At 67.4% G+C, this 24,073-nt stretch carries 22 protein-coding genes; 13 read left to right on the forward strand and 9 right to left on the reverse strand.

The genetic code is table 11. From position 1 onward, the window contains the following. Positions 1-31 precede the first annotated feature (31 nt). Positions 32-2,212 (reverse strand): TonB-dependent siderophore receptor, encoded by a 2,181-nt coding sequence (locus tag HWX87_RS36035; RefSeq protein WP_176051582.1) that lies wholly within the window; start codon positions 2,210-2,212, stop codon positions 32-34. A 348-nt stretch (positions 2,213-2,560) separates the two neighbouring features. On the opposite strand from HWX87_RS36035, the gene HWX87_RS36040 reads away from it, so the two are divergent. From HWX87_RS36040 to HWX87_RS36075, 8 genes are all read left to right on the forward strand, one after another. After that, positions 2,561-3,190 (forward strand): LysE family translocator, encoded by a 630-nt coding sequence (locus HWX87_RS36040; RefSeq protein ID WP_176051583.1) that lies wholly within the window; start codon positions 2,561-2,563, stop codon positions 3,188-3,190. A 45-nt stretch (positions 3,191-3,235) separates the two neighbouring features. Next, on the forward strand, positions 3,236-3,652 hold the full coding sequence (locus tag HWX87_RS36045; protein ID WP_176051584.1) for a hypothetical protein: 417 nt from the start codon (positions 3,236-3,238) through the stop codon (positions 3,650-3,652). A gap of 356 nt (positions 3,653-4,008) precedes the next feature. Continuing rightward, the gene (locus tag HWX87_RS36050; protein WP_176051585.1) at positions 4,009-5,106 is read left to right on the forward strand and encodes a toxic anion resistance protein; all 1,098 of its coding nucleotides are present in this window, start codon (positions 4,009-4,011) and stop codon (positions 5,104-5,106) included. A 20-nt stretch (positions 5,107-5,126) separates the two neighbouring features. Further along, on the forward strand, positions 5,127-5,867 hold the full coding sequence (locus HWX87_RS36055; protein ID WP_176051586.1) for a VWA domain-containing protein: 741 nt from the start codon (positions 5,127-5,129) through the stop codon (positions 5,865-5,867). Between the two features lie 43 nt (positions 5,868-5,910). Then, the gene (locus HWX87_RS36060; protein ID WP_176051587.1) at positions 5,911-6,927 is read left to right on the forward strand and encodes a DUF475 domain-containing protein; all 1,017 of its coding nucleotides are present in this window, start codon (positions 5,911-5,913) and stop codon (positions 6,925-6,927) included. A 100-nt stretch (positions 6,928-7,027) separates the two neighbouring features. Continuing rightward, complete coding sequence (locus HWX87_RS36065; RefSeq protein ID WP_176051588.1) at positions 7,028-7,684, forward strand: TerD family protein; 657 nt, start codon at positions 7,028-7,030, stop codon at positions 7,682-7,684. A gap of 51 nt (positions 7,685-7,735) precedes the next feature. After that, positions 7,736-8,608 (forward strand): hypothetical protein, encoded by an 873-nt coding sequence (locus HWX87_RS36070; RefSeq protein ID WP_176051589.1) that lies wholly within the window; start codon positions 7,736-7,738, stop codon positions 8,606-8,608. Between the two features lie 133 nt (positions 8,609-8,741). Then, a complete protein-coding gene (locus HWX87_RS36075; protein ID WP_176051590.1) occupies positions 8,742-9,362 on the forward strand; it encodes an HAD family hydrolase in 621 nt (206 codons plus the stop codon). Positions 9,363-9,371: 9 nt separating this feature from the next. On the opposite strand, the gene HWX87_RS36080 is transcribed toward HWX87_RS36075, so the two are convergent. Continuing rightward, positions 9,372-10,481, reverse strand: coding sequence for a fatty acid desaturase (locus HWX87_RS36080; RefSeq protein ID WP_176051591.1), 1,110 nt, complete (start codon positions 10,479-10,481; stop codon positions 9,372-9,374). Positions 10,482-10,681: 200 nt separating this feature from the next. Here HWX87_RS36080 and HWX87_RS36085 point away from each other — a divergent pair, with 200 nt between their 5' ends. Continuing rightward, positions 10,682-11,719, forward strand: a complete 1,038-nt coding sequence (locus tag HWX87_RS36085; RefSeq protein ID WP_176051592.1) for an AraC family transcriptional regulator — start codon at positions 10,682-10,684, stop codon at positions 11,717-11,719. 61 nt (positions 11,720-11,780) lie between these two features. Here the strand turns inward: HWX87_RS36085 and HWX87_RS36090 are convergent, their stop codons facing one another. From HWX87_RS36090 to cysD, 5 genes are all read right to left on the reverse strand, one after another. Further along, a complete protein-coding gene (locus HWX87_RS36090; RefSeq protein WP_176051593.1) occupies positions 11,781-12,827 on the reverse strand; it encodes a beta-propeller fold lactonase family protein in 1,047 nt (348 codons plus the stop codon). Then, on the reverse strand, positions 12,814-14,181 hold the full coding sequence (locus HWX87_RS36095; RefSeq protein ID WP_176051594.1) for an MFS transporter: 1,368 nt from the start codon (positions 14,179-14,181) through the stop codon (positions 12,814-12,816). The genes HWX87_RS36090 and HWX87_RS36095 overlap by 14 nt, the downstream gene beginning before the upstream one ends. Before the next feature lie 242 nt (positions 14,182-14,423). Continuing rightward, positions 14,424-15,611 (reverse strand): helix-turn-helix transcriptional regulator, encoded by a 1,188-nt coding sequence (locus tag HWX87_RS36100; RefSeq protein WP_176051595.1) that lies wholly within the window; start codon positions 15,609-15,611, stop codon positions 14,424-14,426. 130 nt (positions 15,612-15,741) lie between these two features. Then, entirely contained in the window at positions 15,742-17,664 is a 1,923-nt protein-coding gene (gene cysN, locus HWX87_RS36105) for a sulfate adenylyltransferase subunit CysN (protein ID WP_176051596.1), read from the reverse strand. Further along, the gene (gene cysD, locus HWX87_RS36110; RefSeq protein WP_279612994.1) at positions 17,664-18,644 is read right to left on the reverse strand and encodes a sulfate adenylyltransferase subunit CysD; all 981 of its coding nucleotides are present in this window, start codon (positions 18,642-18,644) and stop codon (positions 17,664-17,666) included. Before cysD ends, cysN begins: the two co-directional genes overlap by 1 nt. Before the next feature lie 130 nt (positions 18,645-18,774). Between cysD and HWX87_RS36115 the strand changes: the two genes are divergently transcribed. Genes HWX87_RS36115 through HWX87_RS36130 form a run of 4 tightly spaced genes read left to right on the forward strand, consistent with a single transcriptional unit; the run spans position 18,775 to position 22,905 of the window. Next, positions 18,775-19,884 (forward strand): DUF1214 domain-containing protein, encoded by a 1,110-nt coding sequence (locus HWX87_RS36115; RefSeq protein WP_176051598.1) that lies wholly within the window; start codon positions 18,775-18,777, stop codon positions 19,882-19,884. Next, entirely contained in the window at positions 19,881-21,074 is a 1,194-nt protein-coding gene (locus HWX87_RS36120; RefSeq protein WP_176051599.1) for a sulfotransferase, read from the forward strand. Before HWX87_RS36115 ends, HWX87_RS36120 begins: the two co-directional genes overlap by 4 nt. Before the next feature lie 41 nt (positions 21,075-21,115). Continuing rightward, positions 21,116-21,907, forward strand: coding sequence for an SDR family oxidoreductase (locus HWX87_RS36125; RefSeq protein ID WP_176051600.1), 792 nt, complete (start codon positions 21,116-21,118; stop codon positions 21,905-21,907). 17 nt (positions 21,908-21,924) lie between these two features. Beyond that, complete coding sequence (locus tag HWX87_RS36130) at positions 21,925-22,905, forward strand: acetyltransferase (RefSeq protein ID WP_176051601.1); 981 nt, start codon at positions 21,925-21,927, stop codon at positions 22,903-22,905. A 61-nt stretch (positions 22,906-22,966) separates the two neighbouring features. Here HWX87_RS36130 and HWX87_RS36135 read toward each other — a convergent pair whose 3' ends face one another. Both HWX87_RS36135 and HWX87_RS36140 read right to left on the reverse strand, forming a co-directional pair. Further along, positions 22,967-23,419, reverse strand: a complete 453-nt coding sequence (locus HWX87_RS36135; RefSeq protein WP_176051602.1) for a nuclear transport factor 2 family protein — start codon at positions 23,417-23,419, stop codon at positions 22,967-22,969. Positions 23,420-23,432: 13 nt separating this feature from the next. Then, entirely contained in the window at positions 23,433-23,912 is a 480-nt protein-coding gene (locus tag HWX87_RS36140; protein ID WP_176051603.1) for an SRPBCC domain-containing protein, read from the reverse strand. Positions 23,913-24,073: the final 161 nt, after the last annotated feature.

The following is a 24,073-nucleotide window of genomic DNA, read 5'->3' on the forward strand; positions in this document are numbered from 1 at the left end:
GGCGGCAGCTCGCCACTTCCTTCCGCAATCGTCAAAAATCCGTCGTCATCGACAGCCACACCGACCGCGGATCGCCCTGCGTCAGATACCCGCCGATCGTCGACGACCAGTACGACTTGTTCGCGACGTTGCGTACGGTCGCGCGGAACGTCGTCTTCTTGCCGAACACGTCCGTCGCGTAGCGCGCACCGAGGTCGAAGCGGTCCCACGCCTGGATCGACATCGTGTTCGCGACGTCCAGGTACTGCGGCCCCGTGTGGATCCAGCGCGCAGTCAGCGTGAGCCCGTTCAGCATCGGCACGTCGTATTCCGCGCCCGCGTTGAACAGGAACGACGGCACGCCGATCGGCCGGTTGCCGTCGTTCGCACCACCTGCCGTGTTCTGCAGCGTCGCATTGAGGTACGTCGCGCCTGCGATCAGCCGCACGCCTTTCCACGGTTCGCCGTACACGGCCGTTTCGATGCCGCGGTGCCGCTGCGTGCCGTCGGCGCCGAACAGGTTCGACGCCGGGTCGGTGTACGCCATCGGCTTCTCGATCTGGAACAGCGCAAGCGACGCACCGTACTTGTCGGTGTCGTAGCGGATCCCGGCTTCGACCTGCTTCGACCGGTACGGCGACAGCGCTTGACCCGCGTTGCGCGCGGTGCTCGGCGCGATCTCACCCTGCGCGAGCGCCTCGCTGCGGTTCGCGAAGATCGACACGTTGCGCCACGGTTTCACGACGAGGCCGAACACCGGCGTCGTGATCGCGTCGCTGTAGGCGGCCGTGACCGCGCCCGTGTAGTCGAAGTTGTCGACCGAGATCGACTGGCGGCGCGCGCCGATCGTGAACAGCACGCGGTCGTCGAGGAAGCCGAGCGTATCGGACACCGCGAAGCTGCGCAGCCAGGTCTTCGTCACCGTACCGGGATCGCTCATGTCGCCGCCCGTGTAGGCCGTCGCCGGGAATCCGACCGGCGACGGATCGTAGAGCGTCGTCGGGAACGCATTCGACATCGTGTATGCGGACTGGCTGTCGATGCGGATGAACGACGCGCCGGCCGTCACGAAGTGCGACACGGGGCCGGTCGTGAAGCGGCCGCGCACGCCGGCTTCGGCGGATTGCGCATCTTCCTTGTGCGGCACGCTCAGGCGCGAGCCGGTCGTGCCGGACGACGAGTAGGTCGGCGTGTAGTAGTCGCCGTGCTCGTTCGTATGGCGCGCGCCGGCCGATACGTAGGCAGTCCACGCGGGCAGGAAATCGTATTCGGCGCGCACGATGCCGACCGTGTCCTCGAGCTCGCTGAAGCTCCACGGCTGCGCATAGTTGTGCGTCGCGGACGGCACGGCCGGCAACTGGTTGCCGCTGATCAGCACGACGGGGCGGCCGTTGTCGATCCGCGCCCGCTGATACAGGAAGTCGCCGGACAGGCGCAGCTTGTCGCCGCGCCAGTCGAGCGATACGGCCGTCACGTTGTTGCGGTGGCGCTCGCCGTCGACGGCCGTGTCGCCGCCGCCGATCGACTGGTTCACGCGTACGCCGAACTGGCCTTCGCTGCCGAAGCGGCGGCCGATGTCCACGTGCGTGCCGAGCGAACCGGACGTGGCGCCGTCGACGGTGACGCGCGTGAGCGGCTTGTCGTCCGCGCGCTTCAACTGCAGGTTCACGCCGCCGCCAACCGCCGAATCGTTCGGCGATGCACCGCTCAGGAACGCATTCGCCCCCTTGAACACGTCGACGCGTTCGACCGCTTCGGTTTCGACGAGCTGTCGCGGCGTGACGCCGTACAGGCCGTTCAACGACACGTCGTCGCCGGCGAGTTCGAAACCGCGGATGACGAACACCTGCGAGAAGTTGCCGTAACCGGACGCGCTGCGCACGGCCGGATCGTTGTCGAGCACGTCGGCGAGCGTGCGTGCCTGCTGGTCCTCGATCAGTTTCGACGTGTAGGTGGTCATGCTGAACGGCACGTCGCTGGCCTTTTGCCGGCCGAGCACGCCGTAATCCGCACCACGCGCGACCTGGCCGCCCACGTAGGTCGGTGCGAGGTCGCCGGGCAGCGGCTCGGCGGCGCCGGTCACGGTGATCGACGGCAACACGGTTGCGTCGGGCGTCGCATTGGCGGCGGGAGCGGCCTGCTGGGCCCGCGCGGAGGCGGGAAGGGTACAGGCGAGCGCAATGCCGAAGGCAATCGGCGTGAGACGCCGGACAGGTAACGAAAGTGTCGACATGGGACGCAAATCGGGTGTGGTCGGTGATCCATCCCAGGGCGGCAAATCGGAATCCGGGCGGCGTGACGCGTCCGTACTGTCGCGGACGTGTTTTTATCAAGCGGCGGAGTCTAACGTAAACGAGAATGATTGTCGTTTACAGAATAATCGGCTCACTATTCGGGAAAGCGGGTGGTCGCCGGGCAGGATCGCCGGTGCACAGTCGCCGAGCGAGGATCGCGATGAACATGCGATCATTGGCCGACGGCATTCGTCGTATCAAATGGCGCGCGTTGCTTTCTGTCCGCGCGGCCGATGGACGACGATGCCATCCGCTTCGACCGCTCTCTTCAGAAGGAACGCCACGCCATGTCGCTCTCCGCCTTGCTTGCATTCGCCCTGATCCTGTCCGTCGGCGTCGCGACGCCCGGCCCGACGGTGCTGCTCGCGATGAGCAACGGCTCGCGGTACGGATTGCGTCACGCGATGGTCGGGATGCTCGGCGCCGTCACGGCCGACGTCGTGCTTGTCGCGCTGGTCGGTCTCGGCCTCGGCGTGCTGCTCGACGCGTCGGAAACGGCGTTCGTGACGCTGAAGCTGCTCGGCGCGGCGTGGCTTGCGTACGTCGGCGTCAGGATGCTGATGTCGAGCGGTAGCGCCGCGGTCGAGCAGGCAGACGTACCCGCGACGCCCGATCGCCGGACCGCCTTCCTGAAGAGCTTTTTCGTCGCGATGAGCAACCCGAAGTACTACCTGTTCATGTCCGCGCTGCTGCCGCAGTTCGTCGACCGGTCGCACGCGATCGCGCCGCAGTACGCGATCCTCGCGGCGACGATCGTCGCGATCGATGTGATCGGGATGACCGGTTACGCGCTGCTCGGCGTGCATTCGGTCCGCGTGTGGAAAGCGGCCGGGGAGAAGTGGCTGAACCGGGTCAGCGGGTCGCTGCTGCTGATGCTCGCGGGGTACGTCGCGTTGTATCGCAAGGCCGCTCACTGACGCGGCGCTGCAGCGGGGAAGCGGCGCGCCGACACCGATGCGACGATGACGCCGGTCGATCGCTTTGCGCTCGAGACGCACGACGGTCCGTATGAGAAGTGGCCGTCGCGCACGCATGTGCTTGTCGATGGCGTGCGTTCCGCGCTTGCCGTTTCCGGCTACGTGCTGCTGCGCCAGTTCGAGACGCCGGCCGCGTATCTGCTCGTCACCGACTACGACTGCCCGTTCGAGGAAGCCGTTACGTTCACGCTCGTGTCGAAGGATTCGCTGAAGGTGCTCGCGCGGCGTACGGTCGGCGCGATGTATGCGTCGTGCCATCTGGACGACCTGACCTGGGCCGACGACCGGCATTTCAGCGCGACCTTCGTCGGGTTCGACGGACGATGGGATTTCACGATTCGTGACCTGGTGGTGCCGTTCGTCCTGCCTCGGCTCGGCATGAATCGCATGCAGGATCGCTGACGCGCGATCGGCGGCCGCGAGCGTTTTATCCGCACATTCGAGCCGTCCGAAATTCCCGAATACTGGTGATTTCAATTTTCTTTCACATTGATCAGACGTGTAAGTTTTTATCTGTCCTGATCCGGTGCGACCAAGGCGCATCGCGGCATACGTGGCGCCGAGCAGACATCGCCTCCGTCCGCATCATTACAAAATGAATGGAAATTGAAAGAATTCCTTCCCTTGACGCGATGCACTCGTGCCATTTATTGTCCGTCTGCCGCCCGTGAGAGAGCACGACGGCAATCGCGGATGCGCGCCTTGCGCGCACGACGACAACACGTAGCAAAAAGCAGAAAAGGAAACGTGGTAGCCACATGAAGCCGCTATTCGATGACAAGAAATCCGATGCGGTAAGCGTCCGTCCTTCCACCCCGTCTTCGTCACCCGTCGCCGTGCCAGCCGCCGTCGCCAGCGTCGTGGCGCCGGCCGCACAGCCGACGGAGCACGCGCGCCTGATCACCGTCGACGAGATCGATCAGCTCGGCGCGACGCAGGGTACGCGGATCGCGGCCTTCTCCCAGCAGATTCTCGCGAGCGTTCGCGCGTCGGATGCCGACCAGTTCGGCGACAAGCTCAACGAACTGATCGCCACCGCGAAGGGGCTCGACCCGCGCGGCGCCGACAAGGGCGGGCTGCTGACGCAGGTCACGCGGCTGTTCCGCTCGACCAAGGAGAAGCTGCTGTCGCAATACGAGTCGGTGAGCAAGCGGATGGATACGCTCGTCGTCGAGCTCGAAAATCATGCGCAGCGGCAGAAGGCCGGCATCGACGAGCTCGAGCGGATGTACAACGACAACTACGCGCTGCACCAGGAGCTCGCGCAGTCGAAGGCGCACGGCGAAACGGCGCTCGCGACGTTGCGCGCGCATCTTGCGGCCGGCCAGCAGCCGGCGGACGATGCGTTCGCCGCGCAGCGCCTGCTCGACGTGAAGCGCAAGGTCGACGCGCTCGAAAGCAAGCTCGACGACCTCGATCGCGCAATGCTGATGTCGAAGCAGCTCGCGCCGCAGATCCGGATGGAGCAGGACCAGAAACGCACGCTGACGTCGAAGTTCATGACGATCAAGACCGTGCTGATCCCCGCGTGGACCAACGCGTTCGCGCTCTACCTCGATCAGCTCAGCACGAAGCGCGCGGCGGCGCTCGCGAACGCGACGTACGACGCGGCCGACGAGGCGATCCGCGCGCAGGCCGACCTGAACCGCCAGAACGCGCAGGAAGTCGCGAAGCTCGGCCAGCGTCCGGTGATCTCGACCGATACGTTCGAATACGCGCAGCAGCAGCTGTTCGGCGCGTTCGACGACATCACGCAGATCATCGCCGACGGCAAGCGCCAGCGCGAGCAGGACGCGCCGCGCCTGCGCCAGCTCGAACAGGACCTGATCACCCGATTCGCTCCGAAGCACAACTGAGAGAACTGAGAGAACACCGCATGATTACGCTTGAGAAACGCGCGGCGAAGGTCGCGATCGTCCTCGAAAAACGCCAGATCCTGAAGCCGCCCGTCGTGCGTGTCGGCGCGGCGCTCGACATCTCGGGTTCCGCGAAGCCGCTGTACCAGTCGGGCGTGATCCAGGAGACGCACGACCGGATCCTCGGCATCGCGTTGAAGTTCGACGACAACGGCGAAGTCGACACCTGGACCTTCACCGAAGGCTACGACCGCCTGCCGACCGCGACGCCGGACAACTACGGCTCGTACATCTCCGATCACGTGCTCGAAGCACGGATCGAGAAGTGGGGCGGCACGCAGTACGCGCCGGTGATGAACGACATCGTCGATTTCTTCTTCCGCGCGCCGGAGCCGAAGCGCGAAGCAAAGCGCGGTTTCCTGAGCCGGCTGTTCGGCAGTGCGGACGACACGTCCTCGCCGGCCGCCTCCGCGCCGGTGAACGGCCATCTGCCTGCGTGGGTGCTGTTCGTCACCGACGGCCAGAACCCGAAGAACGACCGCAAGCGCGTGCGTCAGCTGCTGGCCGAGTCGCAGCACTTCCCGTTGTACTGGTCGCTCGTCGGCGTCGGCGATCCGAGCGAATTCGGCTTCCTCGCGGAAATCGCGGACGAAATGCCGAACGTCGGCTTCCTGCATCTCGAATCGCTGAATATCAGCGACGAACAGATCTACGAACAGCTGATCACGCAGGAATTCTGCGACTGGGTGCGCGCGAAGTAAGCGCGGCCCGCACGCCCATTTTTCTGAACTCGATTACCCCATCATGTTGAAAGACTTCAAGATCCCGTTGTCGCTCACGGTGCTCGCGCTGGTCGCGGCCTATCTCCTCGGCGGCGTGAAGGACATGCTGATCGTCGCGGTCCTGTGTGTGCTCGAAATTTCGCTGTCGCTCGACAACGCGGTCGTCAATGCATCGGTGCTCAAGAACTGGTCGGAGAAGTGGCGCAACCGCTTCATGGTGTTCGGCCTGCCGGTCGCGGTGTTCGGCATGCGGCTCGTGTTCCCGCTGCTGATCGTCGCGGTGATCGGCCACATCGGCCTGTGGGATGCGCTGACGCTCGCGATCGAATCGCCGGAGAAGTACGCGGCCGTGCTGACGTCCGCGCATCACGAGGTGTCGGCGTTCGGCGGCGCGTTCCTGCTGATGGTGTTCTTCAAGTTCATGCTCGACACCGAGAAGGACGAGCACTGGATCGGCTTTCTCGAAGGCCCGATGCGCCACCTCGGCCGCATCACCGCGCTCGAAGTGGCGCTGACGCTCGCGATCGTGATCGTCGCGTCGTTCTACGTGCCGGCAGCCGAGCAGGTCAGCTTCCTGCTCGCGGGCGCGTTCGGCGTGATCGGCTTCGTGATCGCGCACGGCGTGGGCGACCTGGTCGGCGGCGGCGAGACGGGCACACGCGTGGTGCGCGAAGGCGTCGCGGGCTTCATGTATCTCGAAGTGCTCGATTCGTCGTTCAGCTTCGACGGCGTGATCGGCGCGTTCGCCCTGTCGAACAACATCTTCCTGATCGCGCTCGGCCTCGGCGTCGGCGCGGCCTACATCCGGGAGATGACGCTCGTGCTGCTGAAGAAGGGCACGCTCGCGCAGTACCGCTTTCTCGAGCACGGCGCGTTCTGGGCGATCGGTGCGCTCGCAACGATCATGTTCCTCGGCGTGAAGTTCGAGGTACCCGAGGTCGTCACCGGCCTGATCGGCGCGGCGATGATCGCCGCGGCCGTGTGGTCGTCGATCGTCGTGCAGCGCAGGGAAGACCGCACCGCGGTGGCGGGCGAATAAGCGCGCGTCACGCGCGTCACGAAAACCATCAACGAAGGGCCGCACCGTGCGGCCCGGCATTGCCGCCGGCGCAACGGCGGTTCCAGCAGAAGAGGTTCAGATGATCAATTTGTCGAAAGGCGGTCGCGTCAACCTGTCGAAGGAAGCGCCCGGCACGCAGAAATTCCGCATCGGTCTCGGTTGGGACGCGAACGCAACGGACACGGGCACGGACTTCGATCTCGACGTGTCGGTGTTCCTGTGCAAGTACGACGCGCAGAGCAATCCGAGGCTGATCTCGGATCAGCACTTCGTGTTCTACAACAGCGAAGTGCGCACGATGGAGCGCAAGGACACCTTCACCCAGCCGGGCGACGATTTTCCGAAGCGCGGAATGCCCGCGTCGAAGTGCCTGGGCGTCGTGCATAGCGGCGACAACCGCACGGGCAGCGGCGACGGCGACGACGAAGTGATCTTCATCGACGTGACGAAGCTCGCGGCCGACATCGAGGAAATCTCGGTGGTCGTGACGATCGACCAGGCCGAAGCGCGTCGCCAGAATTTCGGGCAGGTGCGCAACAGCTACATCCAGATCGCCGACGAGGTGACGGGCGCGGTGATCGCGAAGTACGCGCTCGAAGAGGACTTCTCGATGGAGACGTCGGTGCAGGTCGGCAGCTTCTATCGCCGCGACGGCCATTTCATGTTCAAGGCGGTCGGCGCCGGCTACAACCGTGGCCTCGGCGATTTCGTGCGCGCGTACGGCGGCGCGGTCTGACTGGCGGCAGCCCGGCGTGCGGAACACCGCCGCGCCGGGCAGGAAGCGGCAATGACGAATCCGTCCGACGAGCCGAAGCGGCTCGAGTTCGATACGACGCCCGAGCGCACGCCCGGGCGTCTTGCGTTCGACGCGCCGCCCGCGGCCGGTGCGCCGGCCGCGCGTGCGCCCGAGCGGCCCGCGCCGCAGGCGCTCGACTTCGGGCCGGCGCCGGCGTCCGATCAAGCCGTGCGCGCGGCGCCGGCCGAAGCGGTCGGCCGCGCGCTGTTTGGCGAATCGAACCACCCGCAGCTCGAAGCCTGCTTCCGCGCCGCGCAGGCCAGCTTCCCGAATCTCTATCCCGACTACGCGCCGCGCATCGAGCGGCACATCCGGCAACTGGTGCCGTTGAAGCTCGCGACGGTCGCGACGATCGGCGACGGCGCACTGGAGACGGCCGGCAATCTCGTCGAGGCCGTCGCGGCGACGACGCGCGAGTTCAACGAACTCGGCGCGGCCGACATGATGGCCGGGATGCTCTCGCAGGCGACGCGCAAGGCCGGCATGTTCGAACGCTGGTTCGGCGCGGCATCGGGGCAGGTCGACTACCGCGCGGCGATCGGTGCGCTCAAGCAGTCGCTCGGCTTCTTCCCGCGCCGCACCGAGGAACTCGCCGCGAAGGTCCGCCATGCGGAAGAAAACCTCGTGGTCGTGCTTGCGGCGCTGAGCGCGGTGTCGGACGTCGTGCGCGCGCCGGATGACGCCGGCGTCGAGCGCACGCTGTTCGACCGCCGCAACATCGTCGGGCAGGCCGTTCAGCAGATCCGGATGCAGCCGGCGCAACTGCGCGGGCTCGACGAGCGCGTGACCGATCTGCTGTCGCGCGCCGATCACCTGATGAACGTCGTGCTGCCGGCGGCATTCGCCGCGCGGCCGCCGCGCTGAGCAAACGGCACGGCCACGCGCGCTGCGGCGGGTGTGGCCGCTGCCCGGGCCATGCCGCATCACGGCGTTTCGCGCGTGGCGTCGCGAGTCTGCTATCTTCCCGGGCATTCCATCGCTTTCCCGCCGATTCTCCATGACTGACCGCATCGTCGCCGCATTCGATTTCGACGGCACCATCACGACTACCGACAGCTTTCGTCATTTCGTCCGCTACGCGGTCGGCACGCCGCGCTTCGCATGGGCCGGGCTGCGCGCGTTGCCGTGGATCATCGCGATGAAGGCCGGGCTGCTGTCGCGCGGCGACGCGAAGGCGAAGTTCGCGTCGTTCGCATTCGGGCCGATCCGCGAGGACGCACTCGATGCGCAGGCGCGCACGTTCGTCGACAGCTATCTGCCGGGCCTCGTGCGTCCGGAAATGCTCGACCGCATTCGCGAGCATCGGGCGCGCGGGCACGAAGTCGTGCTGGTCAGCGCGTCGCCGTCGCTGTATCTGGAGAAGTGGGCGAAGACGGCCGGCTTCGATGCGGTGCTCGCGACGCAGCTTGCATTCGAGGGCGGCAGGTTCGCCGGCCGGCTCGACGGCGAGAACTGCTGGGGGCCGCAGAAGGTCGTGCGGCTGCGCGGATGGTGGGGCAACCGGCCGCCGAAGCAACTGTTCGCGTACGGCGACAGTCGCGGCGACAAGGAAATGGCCGAACTCGCGAACTGGTCGTGGATCCGCGGGCAGGGCCCGATGCCGCCGATCGGCGATTGATTCGGCGCGTTACGCGTCGGCCTGCGCCTGACGCGTACCGCGCGACGGACGATAACCGCCCCAGCGATTCGCACGCGCGAACGTGCCGACGTCGTTGAAGCGCACGCCGACTTCACGCAGCGCCGCATGCGCGGTGCGCACGGTCAGTTGCCGGATGTAGAACGGATCGCGCACCACGAAGTGATGGATCGCGTGCGTGCTGCCGAAATTGAAGCAGAACAGCTGGAACGGCACCATCCACCACGGGTTCAGCACCTGCGTCTGCTGGATCACGTTGCGCGAATCGATGTCGCCGAAGTAGTGCATGTTCGAGCTGACGAAGTTGATGCAGAAGCTGCGCACGAAGTTCGGCCCGAGCCACACCACCGCGAGGAAGTCGACGACATTCATCACGCGCGCGACGACGGCCGGTACCGTCACCGTGTAGCCGAATGCATGCAGCGCGAACAGGCCGACGTGATAGACGATGAACGCATGCCACAGCGCGTAATACAGGTGGCCGACCGGCATGTACGACGACACCTGCTCGACGCGCAGCTGCAGGCGTTCCGACGGATCCTGCACCGGTTGCGCGGCCACATACTGCTTCACCTTGCGGCGCATCGCGGCCGGCCGCAGCACGACGGCGAGCATGCCGTCGGCGATCATCAGCAGGCGCTTCACGCCCCAGCGTTCGCCGTTCGTGATGCCGAATTCCTCGAGATCCGATTCGCCGCCCGACACCTTGTGGTGATGCAGGTGCATGCGCCGCCGCGTCCACGGGTTGATCGTGCCGGGCCGCGTGAGCCAGCACAGCGCCATCATCAGGTGATAGGCCCACGGCGTCTTCTTGAAGTACATCAGGTGGATCAGGTCGTGCTCGAGCTCGTGGATCAGCGACGTGACGAACGCGGCGAGCGGCAGCGCAACGTACCACGCGATCGCGCCGCGCGCATACAGCCACGCGATCGCGAGCATCGCGCTCACCGACACGGCCATCACGGTCGCGCCGACGAGGTTCTGGTTGTCGAGCAGCGGAAAGCGCGCGCGGATCGCATCGCTCGCGGCGTTGACCTCGCGGCGGACGTACGCGACCTTGTCTGCGTCGTGGCGAAAGACGGTTCGTGCGGGTTGGCTCATCGACCGGAATCCGTGCGGAAAGAGTAGGGCGCAATGCCGATGTGACAAGCATAGGCGCCCACCGGACCGCATGCGAGGGCCGCCGGTGCCAATGACGGTGTCATTTCGGGCCACGTTGGCCGCCGGGGTAGAGGGCCGCCATGGTGTCATTGCGGGCCAGCGACGCTACAATCCGCCGAAACCGTTCCGGAGTCCGCCGCATGGTCCTGTCCGTCCCGGATGCCGCGCGCCAGTTGAACAAGGCGACGGTGTCGTCCGCGTATGCGCTGTTCATGCTGATGCTGGCCGAGGAGCGCGGCATCGACGGCGGCCGCATTCTTGCCGGCTCGGGCGTCGAGCGCGACCGGCTCGCGCAGCCCGATGCGCGCATCACGCCGCTGCAGCAGGCGGCGATCGTGTTCAACCTGCTCGACGCGACGGACGATCCGTCGATCGCGATCGAGATCGGCCTGCGCAGCAGCCTGACGAAAGCGGGGCTGATCGGTTTCGGGCTGATGAGCTGCGCGACGCTCGGCGAGGCGATCGCGCTCGGCATCCGCTACCTGCCGACGCGCGTGCCGTTTTTCTCGGTGCGGCTCGCGCAGCTCGACGGCATCGTCGACATCGACGTGCTCGAAGCGTTTCCGCTCGGCCGGCTGCGCCAGTTCGCGGTCGAGAACTTCCTGGTCGAGACCGCGATCCTGTTCAATTCGCTGCTGTATCCGGCGCCGGGCCGCACGCTGCAGTCGCGCGCCGAACTCCATTTCGAATGGCCCGAGCCGCCGTGGTTCGAGCGTTATCGCGCGCGGCTGCCGCGCTGCCATTTCGACGCGAGCGCGAACCGCATCCGTTGCGACGCCGCGCTGCTCGACGAGCCGATCGGCACCGCGAACGCGCAGACCGCGCAGATGATCGTGCAGCAGTGCGAGGCCGAACTCGCGCGGCTCGGTTATGCGGAGAGCATCGTCGAGCGCGTGCGCAACCTGCTGATCTGCGGCGACGACGGTTATCCGTCGGTCGACGACGTCGCGCGCGAACTCCATGTGTCGGCGCGCACGCTCAAGCGCAAGCTCGCCGATTACGGTGCGACCTATTCGGCGCTGCTCGACGAGATCCGGTTGCGCGACGCGCTGCGGCTGCTCGAAGGCACGCGCCTGCCGGTCGACGAGATCGCGGCGCGCGTCGGCTATACGGACCGCGCCAATTTCACGCGCGCATTCAAGCGCTGGACGGGCGTCGCGCCGAGCGAGCGGCGCTGAACGCGGGCGTGCACCGGCCAGCGTGGCGGGCCTGCCGAGTCAAGCCCCGCGTTTCCCTTTCTCAGACGATCGCGATCCAGTTCGCGCCGCGTCCGCCCGGCACGCGCGCGTGCGGCGTCAGCGCACCGTCGTCCGGCGCGATCGCGTACACCGCCACGTGTTCCGACTGTTCGCCGCAGGCGACGAGCCAGCGTCCCGACGGATCGATCGCGAACCCGCGCGGCTGCGTCTCGGTCGCCGTCGCGTGTGCGGGTTCGAACGCCCCGTTTTCGTTGCGGCGATAGCAGAGCAGGCGGCTCGACGTCCGCTCGCTGACATACGCGAAGCGTTCGTCGGGCGTCAGGTGCAGGTCGGCGGCCCAGACGGAAGGCTCGGCGGGCGCGGGCGGCCGCGCATGGCCCTGCGCGAGTTCGGCGACGGCCGGATGGCGCGGGCTCACGTGCGCATCGCCGAGCCGGCCGGTGCCGGGGTCGCGTGCAAAGGTCGCGAGCGTGGCCTGGAATTCGCTGACGACGATGAGCGTTCGGCCGTCATCCGCGAACTGCAGGTGACGCGGGCCGAAACCGGTCGGCACGCGCGTTTCGCCGTGCTCGACCGCACGCAGGCCGGCCGCATCCTCGACGAGCGCGAAGCCGAACACGCGGTCCGAGCCGAGCGAGCTGACGTACGCGAAACGGTTGTCCGGCGACACGATCACCGAGTGGGCGTTCGCGATGCCGCCCGCGACCTGCAGCGGCGTACCGTCGCCGTCGCGGATGCGCGCGGCGTCGTAGAGGCTCAGCGAATTCCCGCCGTACGACGCGCCGAGCAGCCAGCGGCCGCTGCGGTCGAGCGACAGGTACGCGTGGCTCGCGTCGATCGCGGTCGTGCCGATCCGTGCGAGCGCACCCGTGACGGCGATGCGGAAGGCGACGATCGTCGGCTGTTCGCCGCGGGTCGCGACGTAAAGCCGTGCGCGGTCGGCCTGCACGGCGATCGGCATCGCGACGTCGGCGGCCGGGTAGCGGGCGAGCGGCGCGAGCGTGCCGTCGCCGGCGAGGGAGAACGTGGCGAGGTCGCCGTCGGCGGCATTCGAGACGACGACGGTCAGGCGGTCAGTGTTCGGCATGGCGGAGCATCGAGGCGTTCGTGAAGGATTCGTCGGCCGGCAGGCCGCGCGGCGGATCGCTGCGCCGGTGCGTGCGCGCGAACAGCGCGGCGGCCGCGGCGACGAGCGAAGCGATCGCGAGCGCATACAGGCCGCCCGTGATCGAACCCGTATGTTGCTTCAGATAGCCGAACGCCGTCGGCGCGACGAAGCCGCCGAGGTTGCCGACCGAGTTGATCAGCGCGATCACGGCCGCGGCCACGCGCGTGTCGAGATAGCCTTGCGGGATCGGCCAGAACAGCGACGACGCGGCCTTGAAGCCGAGCGCGGCGAAGCAGATCGACGCGAACGACCACACCGGATCGTGCGACGTCGACGCGAACAACCCGCACGCAGCGAGCACGAGCGCGCACGCCAGCCAGCGCTGCGGATGCTTCCACTTCGACGACAGCAACGCGAAGCCGTACATCGCGCCGATCGCGATCATCCACGGAATCGTGTTGTACAGGCCGACCTGGAAATCGGTGAGGCCGCCCATCTTGCGGATGATCGTCGGCAGCCAGAACGTGGCCGCGTAGATCGTCAGCTGGATCGAGAAGTACAGGAAGCAGAACAGCACGATCTGCGGATCGCGCAGCAGCGCGGTGGCGCGCACCGGCACGTTCGAGCGCATGTCGCGCGCCGCGCGTTCCTCGTCGAGCGCGTTCTGCAGCGCCGTGCGTTCTTCGGCCGTGAGCCACGTCGCGTCGCGGATGTGCGATTTCAGCAGCAGCCAGCTCGCGCCGCACAGCGCGACCGAGAACAGCCCTTCGATCAGGAACATCCACTGCCAGCCTTCGAGGCCGAAGCCGCGGATCGACAGCAGCGCGCCCGTCACGGGCCCGGACAGCACCGACGCGAACGCCGAGCCGCCGAGGAAGATCGCCATCGCCTTGCCGCGCTCCTGCGGCGGCAGCCATTGCGACAGGTACAGCACGACGCCGGGGAAGAAACCGGCCTCGGCCACGCCGAGCAGGAAGCGCAGCGTGTAGAACGACGTGTCGTTCCACACGAACGCCATCGCGGCCGCGACGATGCCCCACGTCGCCATGATGCGGGCGAGCCACACGCGTGCGCCATAGCGCTGCATCAACAGGTTCGACGGCACTTCGAACAACGCATAGCCGACGAAGAACAGCCCGGCGCCGAGCCCGTACGCGGCTGCGCCGATGCCGATCGACGCTTCGAGGTGGCGATCGACGAAGCCGACGTTCACGCGGTCGATGTAGTTCGCGATGAACATGATCAGCACGAGCGGCAGCACGTGCCACTTCACTTTCGAGACGGCGGACGCGAGCGGGTCGCGGCCGGGGAGGGCGGACGAGGGCGGGTTCAAGGGTGTCTCCGATCGGGCGGCGGACGGGGCGGCGGCCCGCGTCGGCGTCTGGGTAGCAATCTATGTAGTATGTCGTCGTATGACATGGTACGCCTGAGTGCGGATGAAGACGTCGCGGGTTTACCCGAAAATAGTTCAAATATTGGGGAATTTCACGCAACCGGTGTGACGATCGTCAATGTCTGATGACGTATGACATGAGCCGAGATAGCGCCGGCCAACCGGCGCCTGGCCGCTGGTCGCTACGCCATCGACACGACGCTGTTGAGCAGCGTCTTCACGAGCACGGCCTGCCGCGTCGCGCCCGTTTTCGCGAAGATGCCGCGCAGGTGCGCGCGGGCGGTGTTCTTCGTGATGCCAGTCGCGGCGGCCGCTTCGTCGAGCGTCAGCCCGTCGACGAGCAGCAGCGCGATCTCGGTCTCCATCGGCGTGAGCCGGAACAGCCGGTGCAGCATGTCGCGCGACGTCTGCGGCGACGACGCGGGATCGCGCACGAACACCGCGACGGCCGGCCGGTGCTGGCGGTCCTCGGCGCCGCGGTAGGGCGCGAGCGGGCGCAGCAGCACGCTCAGCGGCATTGCGCCGCCGGGGCGCGACAGCGTGGTGGCCTCGATGCGCGTGAGCGCGCCTGCGCGGAAATGCTCGAGCGCGGCCTGCAGCGCCTTCTGCAGCCGGCGCTCGTCGAGCGGGCACGATGCGTGGAGCCGCTCCTGGCGCACGCACAGCCCGTCCTGCTGCTCGATCAGCCGTTCGGCGATGCGGTTGCGCTTGATCACGCGGCCGTCCTCGTCGACGATCGCGGTGCCGACATCGAGCCGGTCGACGGTGCCCGCGTACAGCGCGCGTTCGGCATCGAGCACGTCGAATGCCGCATGGAGTTCGACCGCGCGCTGCAGGTGCGGCAGCAGCGTCGCGACCTGCGCGCGCTCGGCGGCGTCGAAATCGCGGCTGCCGTGTGCGCGGCTCACGAAGAACGCGCACTCGACGCCGCGTTCGCCGCGCAGGTTCGCGCCGAGGATGTAGCGCAGGTCGAGCGGCTGCAGATACTGCCGGTAGAAGTCGTGCGCGCGCCATGCGGTTTCGCCGAACAGCCGGTCGGCCGTGAAGACCTGGCCAGGCGGTTGGTCGAGAAACGGGCACAGCGCATAGAACTGCTCGCTGTACGACGGCTCGCCGGGCAGCAGCGGGCCGTGCGTCGACGCGTTGATGATGAGCCCGTGCCGTGCGCCGCCCGGATTGCGCAGCACGAGCGTCGTGAAGCTTGCGTCGAGCCGCACGCGAGCCGCTTCGAGAAAGCCGGCCCACGGCGTCGCTTCCGACGGCCCCTGATAGACGAGCCCGAGCCACGCGCTGAGTTCGCGTGCCGTCCAGGCCGCGTCGTCGAAGCCGTCGTGCGTGGCCGTATCGCCGGGCGCCAGCGCGATCCGCATGCTCGTGTTCTCCTTGGTCGGGATGAAGGGTTCCCGGACCAGCATACCGGCCGGCTGGCGGCCCGCGTCATCCGAACGGAGTAGGCGACGCGGGCAGGCGGGCAACCATCGGGCCGCCCGCCTGCGGCGCTCACGCCGCGCGCTCGCGCAGCAGGTACGCGACGATGCGGTCGGCGGCTTCCTCCGGCGACTCGGCCACCGTGTCGACGCGCAGTTCGGGCTGCGCGGGCGGCTCGTACGGCGAGTCGATGCCCGTGAAGTGCTTCAGCTCGCCGCGCCGCGCCTTCTTGTACAGGCCCTTTGGATCGCGCTCCTCGGCGACCGAGAGCGGCGTGTCGACGAACACTTCGACGAACTCGTCGGGACCGACGAGCGCACGCGCCATCTCGCGTTCCGCGCGGAACGGCGAGATGAACGACACGAGCGTGATGAGCCCCGCGTCGAGCATCAGCCGCGCGACTTCGGCAACGCGCCGGATGTTCTCCACGCGATCGGCCTCGGTGAAGCCGAGATCGCGATTGAGTCCGTGCCGCACGTTGTCGCCGTCGAGCAGGTACGTGTGCTTGCCGAGCGCGTGCAGCCGCTTCTCGACGAGGTTCGCGATCGTCGACTTGCCGGCGCCCGACAGCCCCGTCAGCCACACGATGCGCGGCGTCTGGGCCTTCTGTACCGCGCGCGCGTCGCGATCGACGTCGACGGCCTGCCAGTGCACGTTGTGCGCACGGCGCAGCGCGAAGTGCAGCATCCCGGCGCCGACCGTGTCGTTGGTGAAGCGGTCGATCACGATGAAGCCGCCCGTATGACGGTTGCGGTCGTACGGATCGAACGCGACGGGCCGGTCGAAGCTCAGGTTGCACACGCCGATCTCGTTGAGCGAGAGCGTGCGCGCGGCGAGATGCTCGCGCGTGTTCACGTCGATCTTGTACTTCGGCGTCGCGCCGGTCGCGCCGACCGTCTGCGTGCCGAGCTTCACGAGATACGGGCGGCCGGGCAGCATCGGCTCGTCGTGCATCCACACGAGTGTCGCCTCGAACTGGTCGGCGACTTCCGGCGGGGCATCGGCGCGCGCGATCATGTCGCCGCGGCTGATGTCGATCTCGTCGGCGAGCGTGAGCGTCACTGCGTCGCCGGCGTGCGCGATGTCGCTGTCGCCGCTTTGCGTGATCACCGATGCGACACGGCTCTCCTTGCCGGACGGCAGCACGCGCACGCGCTCGCCGACGCGGATCTCGCCCGACGCGATGCTGCCCGCATAACCACGGAAGTTCAGGTGCGGGCGGTTGACCCACTGCACGGGCAGCCGGAACGGTTCGTCGCGCGTCACGCGCGCGGCGAGCGGCAGGTGGTCGAGATGCTGCATCAGCGACGCTCCGGCGTACCACGGCATGCGTGCGCTGGGCGCGATCACGTTGTCGCCGCGCAGCGCCGACATCGGGATGCTGACGATGTCCGCGAGCCCGAGTTCGGCCGCGAACGCGCGATAGTCGGCGTCGATGCGGTCGAACACGGCCTGGTCGTAGTCGACGAGATCCATCTTGTTGATCGCGAGCACGACGCGCTTGATGCCGATCAGCGCGACGAGATGGCTGTGGCGGCGCGTCTGCGTGAGCACGCCCTTGCGCGCATCGATCAGGATCACCGCGAGATCGGCGGTCGACGCGCCGGTGATCATGTTGCGCGTGTATTGCTCGTGGCCCGGCGTATCGGCGACGATGAACTTGCGTCGTGCGGTCGCGAAGAAGCGGTACGCGACGTCGATCGTGATCCCTTGCTCGCGTTCGGCCGACAGGCCGTCGACGAGCAGCGCGAAATCGAGTTCGCCGCCTTGCGTGCCGACCTTCTTCGAATCGGCTTCGAGCTGCGTGAGCTGGTCGTCGAACAGCATGTTCGACTCGTACAGCAGGCGGCCGATCAGCGTGCTCTTGCCGTCGTCGACGCTGCCGCAGGTGATGAACCGCAGCAGGTCCTGGGTTTGCGTGGGCGCGTCGCCGGTCGCGGGCGCTTCGGGGGTGTGGCGCGCGAGCTCGTCGGGCGCAATGAGTACGTGTGCCATCAGAAATATCCCTCCTGTTTCTTCTTTTCCATCGAACCGGCCGAATCGCTGTCGATCAGTCGTCCTTGACGCTCGGATGTGCGCGTCTCGCGCATCTCCTGCAGGATGTCGTCGAGCGACGTCGCATCGCTGTCGATCGCGCCCGTCAGCGGATAGCAGCCGAGCGTGCGAAAGCGCACCTTGCGCATCTGCGGCTGCTCGCCGTCGCCCAGCGGCAATCGTTCATCGTCGACCATGATCAGCGCGCCGTCGCGTTCGACGACGGGCCGCTCCTTCGCGTAGTAGAGCGGCACGATCGGAATGTCGTGAAGCTGGATGTACTGCCAGATGTCGAGCTCGGTCCAGTTCGAGATCGGAAACACGCGCAGGCTTTCGCCCTTGCGCTTGCGCGCGTTGTACAGCGACCAGAGTTCGGGGCGCTGGCGCTTCGGGTCCCAGCGGTGCTGTTCCGAGCGCAGCGACACGATGCGTTCCTTCGCGCGCGATTTCTCCTCGTCGCGGCGCGCGCCGCCGAATGCGGCGTCGAAGCCGTAGTGATCGAGCGCCTGCTTGAGCCCCTGGGTCTTCCACACGTCGGTGTGCACGGCCGAGCCGTGCGTGAACGGGTTGATGTCGTTCGCGACGCCCTCGGGGTTGATGTGTACGCGCAGGTCGAGGCCGAGGCGCGCGGCCGTCTCGTCGCGAAACGCGATCATCTCGCGGAATTTCCACGTCGTATCGACGTGCAGCAGCGGAAAGGGCGGCTTCGCCGGGTAGAACGCCTTCATCGCGAGATGCAGCATGACCGAGCTGTCCTTGCCGATCGAATACAGCATCACCGGGTTCTCGCTCTCGGCCACCACCTCGCGCATGATGTGGATGCTTTCGGCCTCCAGCCGCTCCAAGTGGGTCAACATCGTTCGTCTCCTTGTTTCATGCCGGTGCCGCGCGACATGTGCGGCGTTTCGTGCATGACGCCAACGGTATCGAGCGAGCGGCATGCCGCTCTTCGTCCGGGTGGACTAAACCGGCCTGCGGCGGCGGAGCGGATCTTTCCTTAGTCCACCCGGACGAAGTGGCGCGCGGCGGCGGCGCTTAAGGTGAGCGCTCGACCATCGGCGGAGACGACACATGACGGACGACACACGTGCCACGCAATTGCTTTCGGGCCAGACCTGGGCCGATTTCTGCGACACCCTGAAACGCAGCGGACAACAGATCCTGCGCGCCGAAGCGCCGGACGATCCGCTGACACGCGCGGAAGGCTTCCGCTACCTGAGCCGGCTGATGCGCATCGCGCTCGAAATGCACGTCGAGTTCGCGGACGGCGCGTGGCCCGGCTTTTTCTCGCCGTCGCACGAGACCGCGAAGATCGGCGCGGACAATCCCGACAACCTGTACCAGTACGCGCGGCTCGACGGACGCTGCGAATATCGCGTGACGGGGCGGCGCGGCACGGTCGCGTACCTGAGCTTCGGCACGCAGAAGGGCGGCTACGAAACCGACGGCAAGATGCTGCAGACGGGCTTTCTCGACGCGAAGCAGCTCGAGATCGCACCGGACGGCAGCTTCGAGATCATGCTGGGCGAGACGCCGCGCGCGGGCAACTGGGTGCGCATGGAGCCGGGCACGAACGCGCTGCTCGTGCGCCAGACCTTCCTCGACCGGCGCACGGAAACGCCTGCGCAACTGAAGATCGAGCGCATCGGCGCCGGCGACCGGCCGGCGCCGCTCGATCCGCTCGTGCTGCAGGGCGGCCTCACGCGCGCCGCGCAATTCGTCGAGCAGACGTCGAAGCTGTTCGCGGACTGGGCGGCGAGCTACCAGTCGCACGTGAACGCGCTGCCGCCCGCCGACCAGGCGCTGTGCCAGTCGGTTGGCGGCGACCCGAACATCTACTACTACCACTCGTGCTGGGCGCTGGCCGACGACGAGGCGCTCGTGATCGACGTCGACACGGTGCCCGACTGCGACTTCTGGAACGTACAGCTCAACAACTACTGGATGGAGTCGCTCGACTACCGGCACTTCGACATCTGCGTGAACAAGCACAGCGCACGGTTGAACGCCGACGGCGGCGTGACGGTCGTCGTCGCGGCCGCGCGGCCGCACGACGCGAACTGGCTCGATACGGCCGGACATCGCACCGGCACGATCTGCTGGCGCTGGGTCGGCGCGGCGCAACCGGTGCATCCGCGCACGCGCGTCGTGAAGCTCGCCACGCTGAAGGAGGCCGCATGAACGCGCCGCTCGACCAGATTCGCACGCTGCTGGCTCCCGACGGACTGATCGCCGAGGCCGTGTCGCGCACGGGCGGGCTCGCCGCGTTCGGCGACGGGCCGTATCGCGAGGCGCTCGACGTGATGTGCGAATCGCTGATCGACGAAGCGAAGCTGTCCGCACGCGGCGCGCAGATGATGCGCGAGAAACTCGTCGGCCAGCTCGTGAACCGGCTCGTCGTCGAGGATTACTTCGGGCGTCATCCGGAGATTGCGGACATCGCGATCGACGATCCGCTCGTGATCGTCGGCCTGCCGCGCACGGGTACGACGCTGCTGCAGCGGCTGCTGGCCGTCGATCCACGCTTTCATTCGGCCGCATGGTGGGAGACACGCTACCCGGCGCCGCTCGCGGGCGAGACGCTCGACGCGCCGGCCGTGCGCATCGCGCGCGCGCAGGCCGAGGTCGCGATGATGGTCGACTGCATTCCGCAGATCCTGACGATCCATCCGCTCGATGCGATGCTCGCCGACGAGGAGTTCATGCTGATGGAGCATTCGTTCGTGTGCGCGATGGATTCGTACGCGAACGTTCCGCGCTACACGGCGTGGCTCGCGCGGCAGGATCTCACGCCGGTCTACACGTACCTGAAGCGGATGCTGCAGTTCCTGCAGTGGCAGAAGGCGCGGCGCGGCGTTGCGCCGGCGCAGCGCTGGCTGCTGAAGACGCCGCAGCACCTGCATGCGATCGACGTGCTGTGCCGCGTGTTTCCGCGCGCGCAGGTCGTGCTCACGCACCGCGATCCCGCGCAGACGATTCCGTCGATGGCGAGCATGGCGCACACGCTGTGGCAGATGTATGCCGACGATCCCGATCCGCTCGCCGTCGGCGCGCAGTGGAACGCGGGAATGGCGCGCGCGATCGGCGCGGCGATGGTGGCGCGCGACGCGCTGCCGGCCGACCGGTTCCTCGACGTGCGATTCGAGGACACGGTGTCGAATCCGCTCGGCGTTGCCGAGGCCGTGTATGCGTTTGCCGGCATGCCGCTCGACGCCGCGCAGCGCGCGGCGATGACCGACTGGATGGCGCGTAACGGCCGCGACAAGCGCGCCGCGCACGACTATTCGATCGCGCGCTTCGGCTTCACCGACGCGCAGCTCGCGCACGACTTCGCCGCGTATCGCGCGCGGCACCTGCGGGCGGCCGGCTGACGGCCGCGCCCGCGAGACGAACGACAACCAGGAGACAACCCATGTTGCTGAAAGACAAGATCGTCGTGATTTCCGGGATCGGGCCGGGGCTCGGTGTGAAGCTCGCGGTCGAGGCCGCACGCGAAGGCGCGCGCGGCGTGGTCGTTGCCGCGCGCACGATGGAAAAGCTCGACGACGCGCAAGCGCGGATCCGCGCGCTCGGCGTCGATTGCGACGTGCTGAAAGTGAAGACCGACATCACCGACCGCGCGCAATGCCGGCAGCTTGCGACGCGGGCCGTCGAGCGCTTCGGCCGGATCGACGCGCTCGTGAACAGCGCGTTCGTGCACGGCACGTTTCCGGAGCCGATGGAAGAAGCCGACCTCGACGGCTGGCGCGCGGTGTTCGACACCAACGTGTTCGGTACGATGGCGCTGACGCAGGAAGTCGTGCCGCACATGAAGCGGCAGCAGCGCGGCGCGATCGTGATGATCAACACGCAGGCGACCCGCAAGCCGTTTGCAGGGGAGGGCGGCTACGCTGTATCGAAGGGGGCGCTGTCGGTTGCGGCAAAATACCTGGCACGCGAGCTCGGCGTGCACGGCATTCGCGCGAACAGCATCCACATGGGCTGGATGTGGGGCGTGCCGACGCAGACGTATTTCCGGCAGGCGGCCGCCGAATACGGAATGACGGAAGAGCAGATCATTGCGCCGATCGCGTCTAATATTGCGCTCGCGAAGCTGCCGACCGACGACGATTGCGCGCGCGCGGCGCTGTTTCTCGCGTCCGACTACGCGAACGCGGTGACGGGCGCGACGCTCGACGCGAACGGCGGCGATTTCATGCCTTGACGATGGAGCAACGGATCATGCAGGACAACCAACACGCGCGGCATTTTTTCGCGTTCAACGGCGACGCCGACGGCCTGTGCGCGCTTCAGCAGCTGCGGCTCGCGGAGCGCGTCCACGGCACGCTCGTGACCGGCGTGAAGCGCGACATCAAGCTGCTCGAGCGGATCGACGCACACGCGGGCGACATCGTCACCGTGCTCGACGTGTCGCACGACCAGAACCGCGACGCATGTGCACGGCTGCTGCGCGACGGCGCGACGGTCCGCTATTTCGACCATCACTTCGCGGGCGAGCTGCCCGACGATCCGCGTTTCGACGCGCATATCGATACGGCGGCCGATGTTTGCACGAGTGTGATCGTGAACCGCCATCTCGGCGGCCGGCATGTGCGCTGGGCGATCGCTGCAGCATTCGGCGACGAGCTGCCGGCGCTCGGCGACGCGCTCGCGCGCGAGCACGGGATCGACGAGGCCGAGCGCTGCACGCTCGCCGAACTCGGGCTCTACCTGAACTACAACGCGTACGGCGAGTGCGTCGGCGATCTGCACTTCGATCCGGCGGCGCTCGCCGACGCGATGCTGCCCTGCGCCGAGCCGCTCGATTTCGTGCGCGGGACCGACGTGTTTGCCGCGCTGCGCGACGGTTACCGTGACGACATGGCGCGCGCGTGCGCGCTCGCGCCGCTGCGCGAGGTGCCGGGCGCGACGCTGGTCCGGATGCCGGACCATCCATGGGCGCGACGCGCGACGGGCATGCTTGCGAACGAACGGATGCGCAATGCGCCGCATGCGGCGCTCGCGGTGCTGTCGCCGCGCGCGGACGGCGGGCTCGTCGTCAGTGTGCGCGTGCCCGACGGCCGGCCGCTCGGCGCCGACGAGTTCTGCCGCGGCTTTGCGACCGGCGGCGGGCGCAAGCGCGCGGGCGGTATCAACCATCTGCCGGAAGCCGAGTTCGACGCGTTCGCCGAGCGTTTCGAGGCGGCGTTCCGGCTCGATTGACGCAGCGGCCGGCCATGCGCGCACCGTGCGGCCATCGCACGATGCGCGCGTCCTGACTGGTTCAGCCGGTCGCGCCCGCGAGCGCGGCCGGCACGTTGTAGCCATAGCAACGCTCCTCGACGCGTTCGGCGATGCGCCAGCCGCGCGCGGTACGGACGAACCGGTCGACGTACCACAGCCCCAGAAACATCACCTGCGTCCCGCCGTCCGGCAGCACCACTTCCATCGGATTGAAGCAGATCGTGCGGCCGCGCGCGGTGTCGCCATCAAGCCGGATCGACAGGTTGCCGACCATGTGCTGGTACTGCGGAAACTGCGGCAGCACGGTGCGCAGCCACGCCTTCACGTCCGGGTAGCGGCCGGCAATGCCGCCCATCGCGCGGTAGTCGATCGCCGCGTCGGGCGTGAACACGGCGTCGAGCGCGTCGAAGTCGCGCGCATCGATCGCGCTCGAATACGCGACGACCAGCTCGCGGATGTCGTGGTGGTCTGACAGCGTTTGCAGATCGGGCATCGGCCGCTCCCGGTCACGCGCTTTTGCGCTTGCGTGCCGCATGCAGTGCTTCGGCGCGCTGTTTCACGTCACGTGCGCACTGGTCGAATCCCTGTTTCACCCAGGCGCCGTGTTGCTGCATGATCGTGTCCGCGTTGACGCCGAGGAACTGGTCGGTCGTGAAATAGCGGCAGCGCTGCTCGCCGATCGCGTCGATGTACTGGTCGCGGCGCGCGGCGTCCTTGTTGTCGTCGGTCGGGCGCTGCTCCCACGACAGCAGCCGCTCGGGCTCGCAGGCGACGAGGATTTCGCTGACGGGAATCACGGTCTCCGTGCCCGGAATGCGAATCTGCATGTGCACGAAATCGCCGAGCTTGCCGGTCGTTTCGAAGCCGACGCAAAACGTATTCCATTCGCCATAGCGCGGGAAGTCGGTCAGCACTTCCCACACGACGGAGGCCGGTGCGTCGATGTCGACGGTGATCGAGGTGACGAGATTCGAGGGTTTGGTCATGGCGGCGTATCGGATGAGGCTGCGCGCGCGGGTGGCCTGAGGCGGCGCAGCGGTCGGAAGGAGTCGCGCCGGTATCGGCCGGCGCGCGCGACGGGTGCAGGTCGGGCCGCGCAGCGCAGCGCGGGGCACCCGACATCGAGCGTAGGCCGGCGCACGCGGCG

Source organism: Burkholderia sp. BCC1644 (assembly GCF_902833225.1).
Lineage (GTDB): Bacteria > Pseudomonadota > Gammaproteobacteria > Burkholderiales > Burkholderiaceae > Burkholderia.